General features: G+C 72.9%; 13 protein-coding genes. All 13 read right to left on the reverse strand.

The window, feature by feature from the left end; translation table 11 throughout:
• Positions 1–38: 38 nt before the first annotated feature.
• On the reverse strand, positions 39–524 hold the full coding sequence (locus SZN_RS07150; protein ID WP_007492812.1) for a glutathione peroxidase: 486 nt from the start codon (positions 522–524) through the stop codon (positions 39–41).
• 166 nt (positions 525–690) lie between these two features.
• Positions 691–1,521, reverse strand: coding sequence for an ABC transporter permease (locus SZN_RS07155; RefSeq protein ID WP_007492815.1), 831 nt, complete (start codon positions 1,519–1,521; stop codon positions 691–693).
• Positions 1,518–2,507, reverse strand: coding sequence for a daunorubicin resistance protein DrrA family ABC transporter ATP-binding protein (locus tag SZN_RS07160; protein ID WP_007492817.1), 990 nt, complete (start codon positions 2,505–2,507; stop codon positions 1,518–1,520). Before SZN_RS07160 ends, SZN_RS07155 begins: the two co-directional genes overlap by 4 nt.
• Positions 2,508–2,596: 89 nt before the next feature.
• A complete protein-coding gene (rfbB, locus tag SZN_RS07165; RefSeq protein WP_007492819.1) occupies positions 2,597–3,580 on the reverse strand; it encodes a dTDP-glucose 4,6-dehydratase in 984 nt (327 codons plus the stop codon).
• A gap of 68 nt (positions 3,581–3,648) precedes the next feature.
• Positions 3,649–4,929, reverse strand: a complete 1,281-nt coding sequence (locus SZN_RS07170) for an activator-dependent family glycosyltransferase (RefSeq protein ID WP_007492821.1) — start codon at positions 4,927–4,929, stop codon at positions 3,649–3,651.
• A 43-nt stretch (positions 4,930–4,972) separates the two neighbouring features.
• Entirely contained in the window at positions 4,973–6,220 is a 1,248-nt protein-coding gene (locus SZN_RS07175; protein WP_007492822.1) for a cytochrome P450 family protein, read from the reverse strand.
• 183 nt (positions 6,221–6,403) lie between these two features.
• The gene (locus SZN_RS07180; RefSeq protein WP_007492824.1) at positions 6,404–7,447 is read right to left on the reverse strand and encodes an acyltransferase domain-containing protein; all 1,044 of its coding nucleotides are present in this window, start codon (positions 7,445–7,447) and stop codon (positions 6,404–6,406) included.
• Positions 7,444–8,478, reverse strand: a complete 1,035-nt coding sequence (locus SZN_RS07185) for a ketoacyl-ACP synthase III family protein (protein WP_007492826.1) — start codon at positions 8,476–8,478, stop codon at positions 7,444–7,446. Before SZN_RS07185 ends, SZN_RS07180 begins: the two co-directional genes overlap by 4 nt.
• Complete coding sequence (locus SZN_RS07190) at positions 8,475–9,698, reverse strand: ketosynthase chain-length factor (protein ID WP_007492829.1); 1,224 nt, start codon at positions 9,696–9,698, stop codon at positions 8,475–8,477. Before SZN_RS07190 ends, SZN_RS07185 begins: the two co-directional genes overlap by 4 nt.
• Positions 9,695–10,963 carry a beta-ketoacyl-[acyl-carrier-protein] synthase family protein gene (locus SZN_RS07195; RefSeq protein ID WP_007492831.1) on the reverse strand — a complete coding sequence of 423 codons (1,269 nt, stop codon included), beginning with the start codon at positions 10,961–10,963 and terminating at the stop codon, positions 9,695–9,697. The genes SZN_RS07190 and SZN_RS07195 overlap by 4 nt, the downstream gene beginning before the upstream one ends.
• Positions 10,960–11,295 carry an antibiotic biosynthesis monooxygenase family protein gene (locus SZN_RS07200; protein WP_007492833.1) on the reverse strand — a complete coding sequence of 112 codons (336 nt, stop codon included), beginning with the start codon at positions 11,293–11,295 and terminating at the stop codon, positions 10,960–10,962. Before SZN_RS07200 ends, SZN_RS07195 begins: the two co-directional genes overlap by 4 nt.
• Before the next feature lie 127 nt (positions 11,296–11,422).
• Positions 11,423–12,328: a hypothetical protein gene (locus SZN_RS07205; RefSeq protein WP_244313316.1), complete on the reverse strand. Its 906-nt coding sequence runs from the start codon at positions 12,326–12,328 to the stop codon at positions 11,423–11,425.
• A 103-nt stretch (positions 12,329–12,431) separates the two neighbouring features.
• Positions 12,432–12,995: a PadR family transcriptional regulator gene (locus tag SZN_RS07210; RefSeq protein ID WP_043729025.1), complete on the reverse strand. Its 564-nt coding sequence runs from the start codon at positions 12,993–12,995 to the stop codon at positions 12,432–12,434.
• Position 12,996 lies beyond the last annotated feature (1 nt).

Here is a 12,996-nt window from a genome sequence, read left to right on the forward strand (position 1 = left end):
CGGGCGCTCTGAAGTGCGGCATCGTCGGCCCCTCGGACTCACCGCAGCTGGGCGCGGACGGCCTTCAGCAGATCGCCGTCCTCGGGGCCGACCGTGGGCGCGAAACGGCCCACCGGGTGGCCGACGCCGGAGACGAGGAACTTCTCGAAGTTCCAGCGCACGTCACCGGTGTGGCCCTCCGCGTCGGCGAGTGGCGTCAGGGCTGTGTAGAGCGGGTGCCGGCCGGCCCCGTTGACCTCGGTCTTCTCCGTGTGGGGGAAGGTGATCCGGCGTACGGCGCACTGAGCGGTGATCTCCTCTGCGGTGCCCGGCTCCTGCTCGCCGAACTGGTTGCAGGGCACGCCGACCACGACCAGGCCGTCCGCCCGGTGACGCTGCGCGAGCGCCTCCAGCGCGGGGTACTGGTCGGCGGCGAGCGCGCATCCGGAGGCGACGTTGACGATGAGCAGGGGGTTGCCCCGGTGGCGGGCGAGCAGGTCGGTGGTCCCGTCGAGTCCGGCGATGGGGATGTCGAAGAGTGTCATGTCCCGCACGCTAGGACGCCCCGATCCGAGGTCGGTCGACTCCGCCTCGCGGGGCTCTCGGCCCCTGCTCGGCGGGGCCTCCCGTGCCCGTGCCGGGGCCCGGGAGGCAGAGGAGGGATGCGAGCCGGTTCGGGGGTTGCCCGGCCCGCACCCCGGTCGGATTCCGCTACCGGCTCAGGGCGCGGTACTTGCGGACGGCAAGCGGGAAGAACACCAGGAAGATCAGGAGCGGCCAGACGAACGACATCAGCATGGCGTTCTCCGCGATCCAGGAGGTGCCCCCGACGCCCGGGTTGCCGAAGAGCTCACGAGTGGCATGGGCGGTGGAGGAGAGGGGGTTCCATTCGGCGATCGTGCCGAGCCAGCCCGGCATCATCTCCGGGGAGGCGAAGGTGTTGGCGACGATGCCCAGCGGGAAGAGGAGCGTGTAGACGGCGGAGGCCCCCTCCGGTGAGGTGATGACGAGGCCGAGGTAGATGCCGACCCAGAGCAGGGCGAACCGGAGCAGCAGGAGCAGGGCGAAGCCGCCGAGTGCCGGGGCGAAGCCGTCCTGCCAGGACCAGCCGGCGATGACGCCGCATCCCATCAGGATGACGAGGACCACACTGCTGTAGAGCATGTTCACGATGGACTGGCCGAGCACGACCGACCCGGCCGACATCGGCATGGAGCGGAAGCGGTCCGTGACGCCCTTGGACGCGTCGGCCGTGACCCCGGCCATGGTCTCGCCGATGCCGAAGGCCATCGACATGACGAACATGCCGGGCATCAGGTAGTCCATGTAGTCCCCGCCACCCTCGACCTGCATCCCGCTGCCGAAGATGCCGCCGAAGAGCAGCACCATCAGGATCGGGAAGGCGAGCCCGGCGAGGACCTGGGTGGGGTTGCGCGCCCAGTGGGAGAGCCCGCGCAGAGTGAGGGTCCAGGAGTCGGCGAGGACCCAGCCCAGCTTGGCGATCGGATTGGTCGGCACCTCGGGGGTGGTGATCGCGGTCATGAGGGGGTGACCTCCTTGTCGCGCGACTCGGCGGAGACGGCTGTTCCGTGGCCGGTCAGGCTGAGGAAGACCTCGTCGAGGGTCGGGCGGCGCAGGGCGATGTCCTCCGCCTCGATGCCGTTCTCGTCGAGGGTGCGGGCGACCGAGGTGAGGGCCGCGACACGGTCCTTGACGACGGCGCCGACGCGGCGGTTGTCACGGTCGACGTCGGGGGCGGCGCCCAGGAGCGAGCCGATGATCCGGCCGGCCGGTTCGAGGTCGTGCGGTCTGCGGAGGACGACCTCGATGCGGTCGCCGCCGAGGTGGTTCTTGAGCTGGTCGGGAGTGCCGGTCCGGACGACCCGGCCGCCGTCGATCAAGGAGATCATGTCGGCGAGCTGGTCGGCCTCTTCGAGGTACTGCGTGGTAAGCAGCACGGTGCGCCCGTCGGCGACGAGGCCGCGGACGGATTCCCAGACGTCGTTGCGCCCCCGGGGGTCGAGCCCGGTGGTGGGCTCGTCGAGGAAGAGGACGCCAGGGGCGAGGATGAGGCTGGCGGCGAGGTCGAGGCGGCGGCGCATGCCTCCGGAGTACTGCTTCGCCGGCTTGTTGCCGGCTTCGGTGAGACTGAAACGCTCGAGGAGTTCGTCGGCGCGGCGCTGCGCGTTCCGCTTGCCGATGTGGTAGAGGCGGCCGAACATCACCAGGTTCTGGCGGCCGCTCAGGTCCTCGTCGACGGCGGCGTGCTGGCCCAGTAGGCCGATCCGCTGCCGGACCTGGGCGGCCTGGGCGGAGACGTCGAAGCCGGCCACGCGGGCCGTTCCCCCGTCGGCCTTCAGAAGGGTGGACAGGACGCGGATCGCGGTGGTCTTGCCGGCGCCGTTCGGGCCGAGCAGTCCGTAGACCACCCCCCGCGGCACCTCTAAGTCGAACCCGGAGAGGGCCTCCTTGTCGCCGTACTTCTTCCTCAGAGCCTCGGTCCGGACCGCCAGTTCGGCGTCAGCCATGCCCACCCCTTCTTGCCGGCGCTCGCTTGTAGGAGCTCAAATTTGGGTACTCCGCGAGCATAGGGGAGGCCGCCCCGGATATTCAAGTTTTAGCAAGGGGTGGGCGGGCGGGCTCCGCCAGCCTCCCAGTGATCACGGTGAGTGGCGTACCAGGCCACCGTCGCGGCCAGTTCGGTGTCGAGTGAACGGCGGGGGGCGTATCCGAGCTCGCGCCGGATCTTGGCATCGTCCACCGCGTACCGGAAGTCGTGCCCCTTGCGGTCCTCGACCCGCTCCACCAGTTCCCAGTCCCGTTCGCACAGGTCGAGCAGCCGAGCGGTCATCTCCCGGTTGGTGAGCGTGGTACCGCCCCCCACGTTGTAGATCTCCCCGGCCCGGCCCCGGTCCAGCACGAGTCGCACCGCCTGGCAGTGGTCGTCCACGTGCAGCCACTCCCGCAGGTGCGACCCGTCCCCGTACAGGGGCACCGGCAGTCCGTCGAGGAGCCGGGTGACGAATCGCGGGATCAGCTTCTCCGGATGCTGCCCGGGTCCGTAGTTGTTGGCGCACCGCGTGATCCGTACGTCGAGTCCGTGGGTACGGGCGTAGGCGCGGGCGAAGAGGTCTGCGGACGCCTTCGACGCCGCGTAGGGCGAGTTGGGGAGCAGGGGCTCCTCCTCGGTCCAGCGTCCCTCGGTGATCGACCCGTACACCTCGTCCGTGGAGACGTGCACGAAGACCCGGACGCCGTGTCGCAGGGCGGCGTCGAGCAGAGCCTGGGTGCCGAGCACATTGGTGCGCACGAAAGCCTCGGCGCCCTCCACCGAGCGGTCCACGTGCGACTCCGCGGCGAAGTGCACCACGGCGTCGTGCCCCGGCACGACCTTGTCCAGGAGGGCCGTGTCGCAGACGTCACCGCGGACGAAGTCGAGCCGCGGGTGCCCGACCGGCAGGTTGTGCAGGGTGCCCGCGTAGGTCAGCCGGTCCAGGGCCGTGACCCGGTCGTCCCCGTGCCCGGGAAAGCCGCCTCCCAGCAGCGTACGCGTGAAGTGGGAGCCGATGAAGCCGGCCGCGCCGGTCACCAGGATGTCCACGCCGTTCCCTCCTGTCGTACGGCGGTGCGGGCGATGCCGTCCGGCACGCCCGCACCGCCGTGAGTGCGTCATCGCGCGGCGGTCGCCGCACGATGACGTGCTGTCAGTTTCTCGATGGCCGGCACCACTTCATTGGGGGTCGGCGTCAGGAGCATCGACCGCCGCAGGCGCCGCGCCCCGTCCCGGAAGGACGGGTCGTCCAGCACCCGGACGAGCTTGTCGCGGAGTACCTCCACGGTCAGCCCCTCCGAGTGCAGGTGCAGCCCCGCACCCAGGTCCTCCAGGCGCTGCGCCCGGTAGATGGCGTCCCACATCCAGCCCAGCGCCACCTGCGGCACCCCGTAGGCGGCGGCCGTCGCCCAGGTGCCCGCCCCGCCGTGGTGCACGATCGCCGCGCACGTGGGCAGCAGCGCCAGCATGGCGACGTGATCGACCACCCTGACGTTGTCCGGGACCTTGGAGACCCCGGCCAGCTCGGTCTCGCCCAGGGTGGCGACGACCTCCACGTCCAGGTCACCGACCGAGGTGAGCACCTCGTCGAGATCGATGGCGTTCGGGAACTCCGTGTCCCGGATCGTCAGCCCCAGGGTCAGACAGACCCGGCGCCGCTCCGGCGGCTCTCGCAGCCACTCCGGGACCACGGCGGGACCGGGACCGTTGTACGGCACGTACCGCATGGGCAGCCGGGGCAGGCCCAGCTCCATCCGCACCCCGGCGGGCATCTGGTCGACCGACCACTGGCCGGTCACGACGTCGGGGTCGAACGTGCTCCCGTGCCGGTCGAGGGTGTAGGCGAGCCATTCCTCCATCGGGTCGTCGCGCAGCTCCGGCGGCAGCCCGGCCTGACGGCCGCGCAGCTCCAGATGGGTGCGGGCGAACAGGTCTGGGAAGGCCAGCAGCCGGGCGTGCGCCGCCCCCGCGGCCTTCGCCGCGACGGCCCCGGCGAAGGTGAACGGCTCCCAGAGGACGAGGTCGGGACGCCAGAACCGGGAGAACTCCACCAGCCCGTCGATCATCGACTCGTTGTTGATCTGCGGGTAGAAGGTCGACGTCAGGATCGCGTTGGAGGCCCGCAGGTAGTCGGTGCTCAGCCGCTCGTGCCGGTTCTCCAGGTAGTCGCGGTCCAGATGGTGGAGCAGCATCCCGTGCCCGACGGTACGGATGACGTCGTCCATGCGGTGGTCGTCGCCCACCGGGACGGCGGTCAGGCCCGCCCGGGTGATGGACCCGATCGCATCGGGCTGGCTGGCCACCCGCACCTCGTGGCCCGCGGTGCGCAGCGCCCACGCCAGCGGCACGATGCCGTTGAGATGGGCGTCCTGGGCGAACGCGGTCAGCAGAACGCGCATCGGGTGCTCCCTTCGACGACGTCGGTGGCGACCGTGGCGCGGATCATGCGGCGGGGAAGCGCAGCACGCCGCGCAGGACGGCGGAGCGGGCCCGGCGCAGCACTTCGGCGCCGATCTGCAGGGCCGGTCGCCGCTCGGCGAGGACCCGGACGGCCGCCTCGGTCTGCATCCGGACCAGGTTGGCGGTGACGGCGTCGGCGGGGCCGCCGGTACGGGTCAGCGAGCGGCCCTCGGGGCGCTCCGGATCGAAAGCGTCGGGCTCCGGGAAGACCTCCGGATCACGGTTGGCCGCGTCGACGAGGACGACGATCCGCCGGCCCTCCTCGACGGTCTGCCCGTCGAACTCGACGGACTCGCGGGCGATCCGGCTCTCGAACCGGAGCGGCGGCGCGAGGCGCAGCGCCTCCCGGACCGCCGCCGCCGCGAAGGACGGGTCGCGCGTCAGACGCTCCCACTGCGCGGGATGGGCCAGCAGGGTCTCCACGGCGTTGCACACGGCGGTCGCGGTGGCCTCGACGCCGACGACCACGGCCAGTACACCGATGGTGACGGCGTCCTGCGGGTCCGCTCCGGCCAGCCCGACGAGGCCGCTGGCGCGGTCGGAGGCGACGAGGGAGGCCAGCTCGTCGGAGAGCGCGGTCTCCGCCTCCAGGAAGGCGCGTGCGACGGGGAGCTGCTGTGGACAGTGTCCGGCGTCGAAGGCGGTGGCCAGGCCGACGTGCAGCTCGGCGATCCGCTCCCGGCCGCCGGGCGGCAGACCGAGCAGTTCCGCGACCACCGTGAGCGCGGCGGGGACGGCGACGTCCCGGTAGAGGTCGAAGCGGGCGTCGGCGGCCGCGACCGCCTCCCGGTAGACGCGTTCCACGTCGGCGGCGCGGTCGGCCAGGGCGCCCGCGCCGAGGAGCGGGGCGGCGATCCGCGCGAGCCGCTCGTACGCGGCGGGTTCGAGGTTGAGCCGGGCGTCGTCGACGGGGACGACGTGGCAGAGCAGCGGGTTCTCCCAGACGTCGACGCCAGGGTGGTGCTGCGGGCCCTCCTCCGGATGGCGCGCGGAGAAGCGGGGGTCGTCGAGGATCCGCGCGCCCAGCGTGTGGCTCGCGGTGACCCACGCGCCGGACGCGCTCTCGTGCAGGCCCTGCTCGCGGGCGCGTTCTCCGTGGCTGAGCGGGTCGTCGTCGCCGGCGCGGAGGATCCGGGCGAAGGGGTCGCCCTGGGCGCCGAAGATGAACTGGACGCCTCGGATGGTCAGCAGGTGGCGGCCCAGCTCGCTGTTGGTCTGCTCGGTCAGCATGACACCGTCCTGGGAAGGGACCCTGGGGTCCGTGGCGGGGCAGGTCTGGTGCGTGGCGCGTCGGTCCGGCACGTTGGCCGGCGGGTGCTCTTGGTCCGGTGCGTCCACGCCGTACACGGGGGAGATGGCAGGAAGGCCGCTGCCGACGCTAACGGCGCCGCCTCCAGGGGCACTCGACGAGGGCTACACCCTGCCGACTCGGCGTTCCGCCCCGGGCCGGAACTGTTCGGCCGCTGCGCGCACGGAGGCGAGGTCGGCCTCGGGAGGGCCGGGGGCGGCCGGCAGCAGAGGGACGACGGCGGACCGGCCTGAGCGGACTGCGGGGTGGCGGCGGGCCAGCTGGGAGAGGCCCTGGCCGGGCCCGGCCTCGACGAGGACCAGGTCCCGTCCGTCGAGGAGGGCGTCGAGGGCCGGCCGGAAGAGGACCGGTTCGAGGGGCTGTCGTGACCAGAAGCCGGGCTCCTTCGCCTCGGCGGCGGTCAACGGGCTCGCCGTGTAGCCGGACATCACGGGGATGACGGGGTCGCCGACCGGCAGGGTGGCGATCCGTTCGTCCGCACCCTCCATGGCGCGGGCGAGCACCGGGCTGTGGAAGGCGGTGGAGGCCGCCACCGGTTGCACCACGAAGCCGGCGGTCCGCAGCGTTTCGGTGGTGGCGCGCAGCGGTCCGGCGAATCCGGCGAGAACGGTCTGGCGCACGGCGTTGACGGCCGCGACGACGACCTCGCCGCCGAGCAGCGGGGCGAGTTCCTCCAGGGAGGCGGCAACCGCGACCATGCCGCCGGACGGGGCGTCCGCGAGCCGGGTGACCCGGTCGTGGACGAGGGCGGCGGCGTCCCGCAGGGTGAAGATCCCGGCGAGGACGGCGGCAGCGACCTCGCCGATGCTGTGGCCGAGCAGGGCGACGGGACGGACTCCCCAGTCGAGGACGAGCTGGCCGAGGGCGTAGTCGACGGCGAAGAGGAGCGGCTGGGAACGGGTGACGTGGTCCATGACCGCGCTGTCGTACCCGTGGAGCCAGTCCTCGAGCAGGTCGGCCTTCCGGTGGCCGAGCGGGCCGTGGGCGGTGAGCGCGGCGAGAGCCTCGTCCACGGCGTCGGTGAAGGCGGGTTCGACACCGTGGAGTCCGGCGGCCATGCGGACGTGCTGGGAGCCCTGGCCGGGCAGCAACAGGGCAATGGGACGCTCGTCGGGCGATCCCGGGGCCTTCGCCGAGCGGTCGGTCATCGGTTCCTCCAGGGCGGCGGGGTGCGGATCTCGACGACGGCGCAGGACCAGCTGAAGCCGGCGCCGACGCCGAAGAGGAGGCAGGTGTCGCCGGGTCGCAGCGTGCCTTCGGTGGCGAGGTGGTCGAGTCCGGCGAAGGGATCGCCCGCGCCGAGGTGGCCGACGGTGCGGCTCCAGGACCAGGTGGTGCGGTCGGGATCGATGCCGAACCTGGCGAGGTAGGCGACGTGGAGCCGGCGGTGGCCGAGGTGGGGCAGGACGAAGCGGTCGATGTCGCCGAGGCCGAGACCGGCCTCGGCGAGTGCCTGCTTGACCACCGTCTCCTGGCCGGCCGAGACCCGGGCGACGGCCGGCGAAGTGCCGTAGCGGGCGAGGAAGTCCCGCTTGTGCGCCTCCAGGTCGACGACGGGCCGATGGCCGAGCGGGGCGGCCGCGAAGGGGTCGTCGCCGCGGTGCATGCCTTCCAGATCGGGGGTGGAGACGCTGGCGACGGAGCGGACCCGGGCGAAGCCGGGGTGCCGGGAGACGACGAGTGCGGTGCCGCCGTCGGCGTACACGGTGCCGGGATCGCTGCGCCAGCGGTCGAAGCCGGGCGGGCAGAAGCGGTCGCCCGTGGTGAGGAGAGCGCCGGACCGGCCGGGACCGGCGGTGAGATATGCCCAAGCCAGGTCGAGGGCGGCCATGCCGCCGTTGGAGACCTGGCCGACCTCTATCGCCGGGCAGTGGTTCCCGACCGAGTGGTGCTGGACGTACGAGGCGGGCGCCCAGATGTCGAAGCCCTGGTGGTAGAAGCTGGCGTGCAGCACCAGGTCGATGTCGGCGGGGCCGGCGCCTGCCCGGCCGAGCGCGGTACGGGCGGCCCGCGCGGCCATCTGGGGGCCGGCGTCGCCAGCGGAGACGGTGACGGATTCCATGCGGATGGCGCGGGCGACGGCCGGGTCGCAGCGGCCGTCGGCGACGGCGTCGGCGATCCGTTCGGCGGGGGGCAGCCAGGTACCGGTGGCCTGGATGTACAGCTCTCCGGTGTTCACGCGGCGGCTCCGGCGGCGACGGCGCGGTCCGCGGAGCGGACGACCAGGGCGCTGTTGAAGCCGTGGTGGCCGCGCGCGAGGACGAGGGCAGCGGTGCCGGTGAGGGGGCGCGGCCGGTTCGTGACCAGGTCGAGGCCGTACGCCTCGGGCACCCGGTCGACGTAGGTGGTGGGTGGGGCGAGGCCGTCGCGCAGGGCGAGCAGGGCGGTGACGACGTCGAGCGGTCCGGCGCCGGAGTAGAGGCGGCCGGTGCCCGTCTTGGGCACGGTGACGGGGACGCCGCGGGGGCCGAAGACCTCGGTGAGTACAGCGGCCTCGGCGGCGTCCGCTTCGGGCCGGCCCGCGCCGTCGGCGAGGACGAGGGCGATCTCCCCCGGCTCCGTACCGGCGTCGGCGAGGGCCTGTTCGACGGCGCGCCGCAGGTTCGGCGGGCGGCCGGACCCGGGACGAGGGTCGAAGGTGGAGCCGAAGCCTGCGATCTCGCCGTACGGGTGACGGCCGCGGTCCCGCGCGTGCCCGGCACTCTCCAGGACGAGCATGGCGCCGCCCTCGCCGGGGAGGTGCCCACTGGCGCGGTCGTCGAAGGGGCGGTACGCCCCGGGGCTCAGTCGGCCGCCGGCGAGCTGGGCCGCCATGCCGTACGGACAGAGCGAGCAGTCCGTGCCGCCGGAGAGCATCAGCCGGGTGCCGGAGCGCACCTGGCGCCGGGCGTGGGCGAGGGCGTCGAGGCCGCCGGCCTGTTCGCCGACGTAGACGCTGGTGGGGCCGCTGAGCCCGTGCCGGATGGAGATCTGGCCGGTGTTGACGGCGTAGAACCAGGCGAAGGACATGTAGGCGCTGACCTTCTTGGGGGACTCCCCCCACAGGTGCTGGAGTTCACGCTGTCCGAAGCCGAAGCCGCCGGAAGCGCCGGCGGTGACGACGCCCCGGTCCAGCGCGGGTATGGCGTCCAGGTCGACGGCCGCGTCGGCGAGGGCCCAGTCGGCGGCGGCGAGGGCGAACTGGGTCATGCGGTCGGTCTGCGGGACGAGCCGGCCGGGCAGGTGGTCGGCCGGCTCGAAGCCGGTGACCTCGCCGGCGTGCCGGGTGGGGTAGCGGGTGGGGTCGAAGGCGCGGATCCGGCGGATGCCTGACTCGCCGCGGAGGGTGGCCGCCCAGTAGCGGTCGAGTCCGAGGCCGGTGGGGGCGACGACGCCCATCCCGGTGACGACGACGGTCATGCGGTCCTCCCCTCGGGGAGCCGCAGGACCATGGCGCTCTGGAAGCCGCCGAAGCCGCTGCCCACCGTGAGAGCGGCGTCCGTACGGGTCTCCCGGGCGTGCAACGGCACGTAGTCCAGGTCGAGTTCGGGGTCGGGGTGGTGGAGGTTGGCGGTGGGGGGGATGACACCGAGTGAGAGGGCGAGAGCGGTGGCGGCGACCTCGATGGAGCCGATGGCGCCCAGGGAGTGGCCGATCATCGACTTGATGGAGCTGACCGGGACGCGGGCCGCGTGGCTGCCCAGGGCGCGCTTGAGGGCGGCTGTCTCGTGCACGTCGTTCTGCCGGGTGGCGGTGCCGTGGGCGTTGACGTAGCCGAGGGCGTCCGCGGGGAGCCGGGCCTCGGCGAGGGCGTCGGTGACGGCGGCGGCCAGTTCCCGTCCGTCGGGGCGGAGCCCGGTCATGTGGTACGCGTTGCCGTGGGAGGCGTAGCCGGCGATCTCGGCGTGGACGCGGGCGCCCCGGCGGCGGGCGGCGGTCAGCTCCTCCAGGACCAGGACGGCGGCGCCCTCGCCGAGGACGAAGCCGTTGCGGGTGCGGTCGAAGGGGCGGAGCGCGGTCGCCGGGTCGTCGTTGCGTGGCGAGGTGGCACGGATGGCGTCGAAGCAGGCGACGGTGATCGGGGAGATCGGGGCGTCGGTCGCTCCGGCGATCATCACGTCGGCGGAGCCCTCGCGGATGAGCGCGGCGGCGTGGCCGATCGAGTCGAGGCCGGAGGTGCAGCCGGCCGAGACGACCGTGCAGGACCCTTCGGCACCGGCGGCCCAGGCGAGTTCGGCCGCCATGGAGCTCGGCACGAACTGGTCGTAGAGGCGGCTTCCCGCGGCGGTGTGGTCGACCAGCCACTCCTTGCCGCCGCCGCTGAGGGCGAGGTACTCCTGCTCCAGCTTCTGGGTGCAGCCGACAGCACTGCCGAGGCTGACGCCGGTGCGGTGGGCCTGCGCGGGGTCGGTGGCGTGGCCGCTGTCGCCGAGGGCCTCGCGCAGCGCGGCGAGCGCGAACTGGGCGGCGCGGTCCAGTTGTTCGACATGCTCCCCGACGAGGCCGTGTTCGAGCGGGTCGAAGTCGCACTCCGCCGCGATCCGGGAGCGGAAGGGGGCGGGGTCGAAGAGACTGATCGTCCGGGTGGCAGTGCGGCCTGCGGTGAGGGTGTCCCAGAACTGCTTGGTCCCGATGCCGCCGGGGGCGATCACGCCGATGCCGGTGATGGCGACGCGCCGCGTCATCGGGTCTCCGCGGTGACGGTGCGGCGCTCGACGTAGAGGTTGGCGCTGCTGGTGCTGATCGCCCGCAGGGCCTGGGCGTGCGGCACGAATCCTGCGTCGGTGACGGCGGCGCGGAAGGCGGCCGGGTCGGCCCAGCGGGCGATGTTGACGTACCGGTCGGGCTCGTCCACGTGGCGGACGAGACTGTAGCCGAGGAAGCCAGGCCGGTCCTCGAGGAACCGGGCGGTACGGGCGAAGACCTCCTCGAACTCCTCGGGCGTGGTGTGGAGGGTGAAGCTGTTGACGAAGGTGGCCGGCCCGCTCGTGGTGGGGCCGGGCTGCTCAGCTGACATGGCAGCGCTCTCCTCATCGTCCGGGAGTCCGGCGGCGACTGTGCCGGGGACGGGACTGCCACCCTCGGCGACATGGCTCGCGGGGCCCTAGCGGAGACCTAGAAGACGGCTGGATGACGCCCTTGCGTCAGCGGCGGGTACGGCCCGCGGAGAGGGCGGTGCCGAGGTCGCGGCGCCATGCCTGGCGCAAGCCTGCGGAGGCGGCCACGGTGTCCCAGCCCGCCAGATCGTCGCAGCGGTAGTGGACGACGTCGGCGCCGGTGCGGCGGGGCAGGGCGCGGCCGGCGACGATCTCCCCGAGGGCTACGCAGCCGGCCGCCTCGGGGGTGGGCGCGAGGCAGACGCTGCGGACGGCCTGGCGGGCGGGCCGGTTCGGGCGGGCCGGGCGGGTGGTGTCGGTCTGGTCGATGAGCAGGGCGCCCGCGGTGAGCCAGTCGGCATGGATCGGCGGGTGGCCGTCGGTGGCGACCACGACGTCCGCGTGCCGGGCCCCGGCGCGGGCGTCTTCCGCGGCGACGACCTCGAGACCGGTGTGCCGGCCGGCGGCGAGGGCGAAGTCCTTCGTGCCGACCCGGTCACGGCCGACGACGCGGACGACGGCGAGCGAGGGGAGGGCGTGACGCAGCACGAGGAGGCAGGCCCATGCCTGCTCGCCCGCGCCGAAGAGGCCGAGCACATGGGGGCCGGGGGGCGCGAGGAAGCGGGCGGCGAGGCCGGAGGTAACGGCGGTGCGCCAGCCATCGAGGGCTCCTGCATCGGCGAGGCCCAGGAGCGAGCCGTCTTCGGCGAGGACGAATTCGAGCCGCCCGGTGGCGGGTGCCGCCGGGTCGATCCGGACGGTGGAGCAGCGGCCGAGGGGGCCGGGGGCACCGGGCCTGACAGTGAGCCGTAAGCGGCCGGAGGGGACACCAACGAGTGTGTCGGCGCCGCGCGCGCGGCGGGGTCCCAGGAGCAGCCGCTGGACATCGGCGAAGCATTCCTCCAGGAACGTCTCGTCGTCGAAGACGTCGTCCACGTCCTGAGGGCTCAGCATGATCGGCACGGCGATGTCCTCCTGGATCCGGCACCATGGGATACACAAACTTGAGTATCATGCCGCGTCCGATCACTCCACAGGTGGGATCACCTCCGCGGGCTCAGGAGGCCGGATTCTCTCCGTACATCACGTACGCGCCCGCTTCCAGACGCTCCATCAATCCCCGGGCCCAGGCGGCCTGGCTGGCGGCGCTGTGCTCCCAGAGCCCGATCAGCTCCCGCACATGGGCGCGGTCCGGTTGTTCGCTCGCAGTCTCGCCGACCCGGTCGGCCACCCCGCCCTGCTCGGCGGAGAGCGACGCGATCCGCTCCTTCAGCAGACCGATCGCCTCCTCGCGGCGCAGTGAGGGCAACAGGACGATCGCCGCCCCGAGCATGTCCGGGCGGTTGTTGCCCTGCCGGAGCGCGTCACGGAGCAGCCGGAGAAACTCCTCCTCGCCCCTGGGCGCGATCTCGTAGTCGACCCGGCCAGGCCAGTCGGGGATGTCCGTGAACGTCAGCAGGCCCTCCTTAGCGAGCTGACGCAGCGCGTGGTAGATCGAGCCGAACTTGATGTGGGCCCACTCGTCCGCCCCCCACGAGAGCAGCTCGGAACGTACCAGGTAGCCGTGTGCCGTGCCGTGCATCCGTACGACCCCGAGGACCAGCAATCGTGTGGCTGACATG

This window comes from Streptomyces zinciresistens K42, assembly GCF_000225525.1.
Classification (GTDB): domain Bacteria; phylum Actinomycetota; class Actinomycetes; order Streptomycetales; family Streptomycetaceae; genus Streptomyces; species Streptomyces zinciresistens.

Excerpts from the sequence above, each read along its gene's own strand:
- SZN_RS07160 (WP_007492817.1), bottom strand. The coding sequence starts at position 2,507 with ATGGCTGACGCCGAACTGGCGGTCCGGACCGAGGCTCTGAGGAAGAAG.
- SZN_RS07175 (WP_007492822.1), bottom strand. The coding sequence starts at position 6,220 with ATGCTGACCGAGCAGACCAACAGCGAGCTGGGCCGCCACCTGCTGACC.
- SZN_RS07170 (WP_007492821.1), bottom strand. The coding sequence starts at position 4,929 with ATGCGCGTTCTGCTGACCGCGTTCGCCCAGGACGCCCATCTCAACGGC.
- SZN_RS07150 (WP_007492812.1), bottom strand. The coding sequence starts at position 524 with ATGACACTCTTCGACATCCCCATCGCCGGACTCGACGGGACCACCGAC.
- SZN_RS07210 (WP_043729025.1), bottom strand. The coding sequence starts at position 12,995 with ATGTCAGCCACACGATTGCTGGTCCTCGGGGTCGTACGGATGCACGGC.
- SZN_RS07180 (WP_007492824.1), bottom strand. The coding sequence starts at position 7,447 with ATGACCGACCGCTCGGCGAAGGCCCCGGGATCGCCCGACGAGCGTCCC.
- SZN_RS07155 (WP_007492815.1), bottom strand. The coding sequence starts at position 1,521 with ATGACCGCGATCACCACCCCCGAGGTGCCGACCAATCCGATCGCCAAG.
- SZN_RS07205 (WP_244313316.1), bottom strand. The coding sequence starts at position 12,328 with ATGCTGAGCCCTCAGGACGTGGACGACGTCTTCGACGACGAGACGTTC.
- SZN_RS07190 (WP_007492829.1), bottom strand. The coding sequence starts at position 9,698 with ATGACCGTCGTCGTCACCGGGATGGGCGTCGTCGCCCCCACCGGCCTC.
- SZN_RS07195 (WP_007492831.1), bottom strand. The coding sequence starts at position 10,963 with ATGACGCGGCGCGTCGCCATCACCGGCATCGGCGTGATCGCCCCCGGC.
- SZN_RS07200 (WP_007492833.1), bottom strand. The coding sequence starts at position 11,295 with ATGTCAGCTGAGCAGCCCGGCCCCACCACGAGCGGGCCGGCCACCTTC.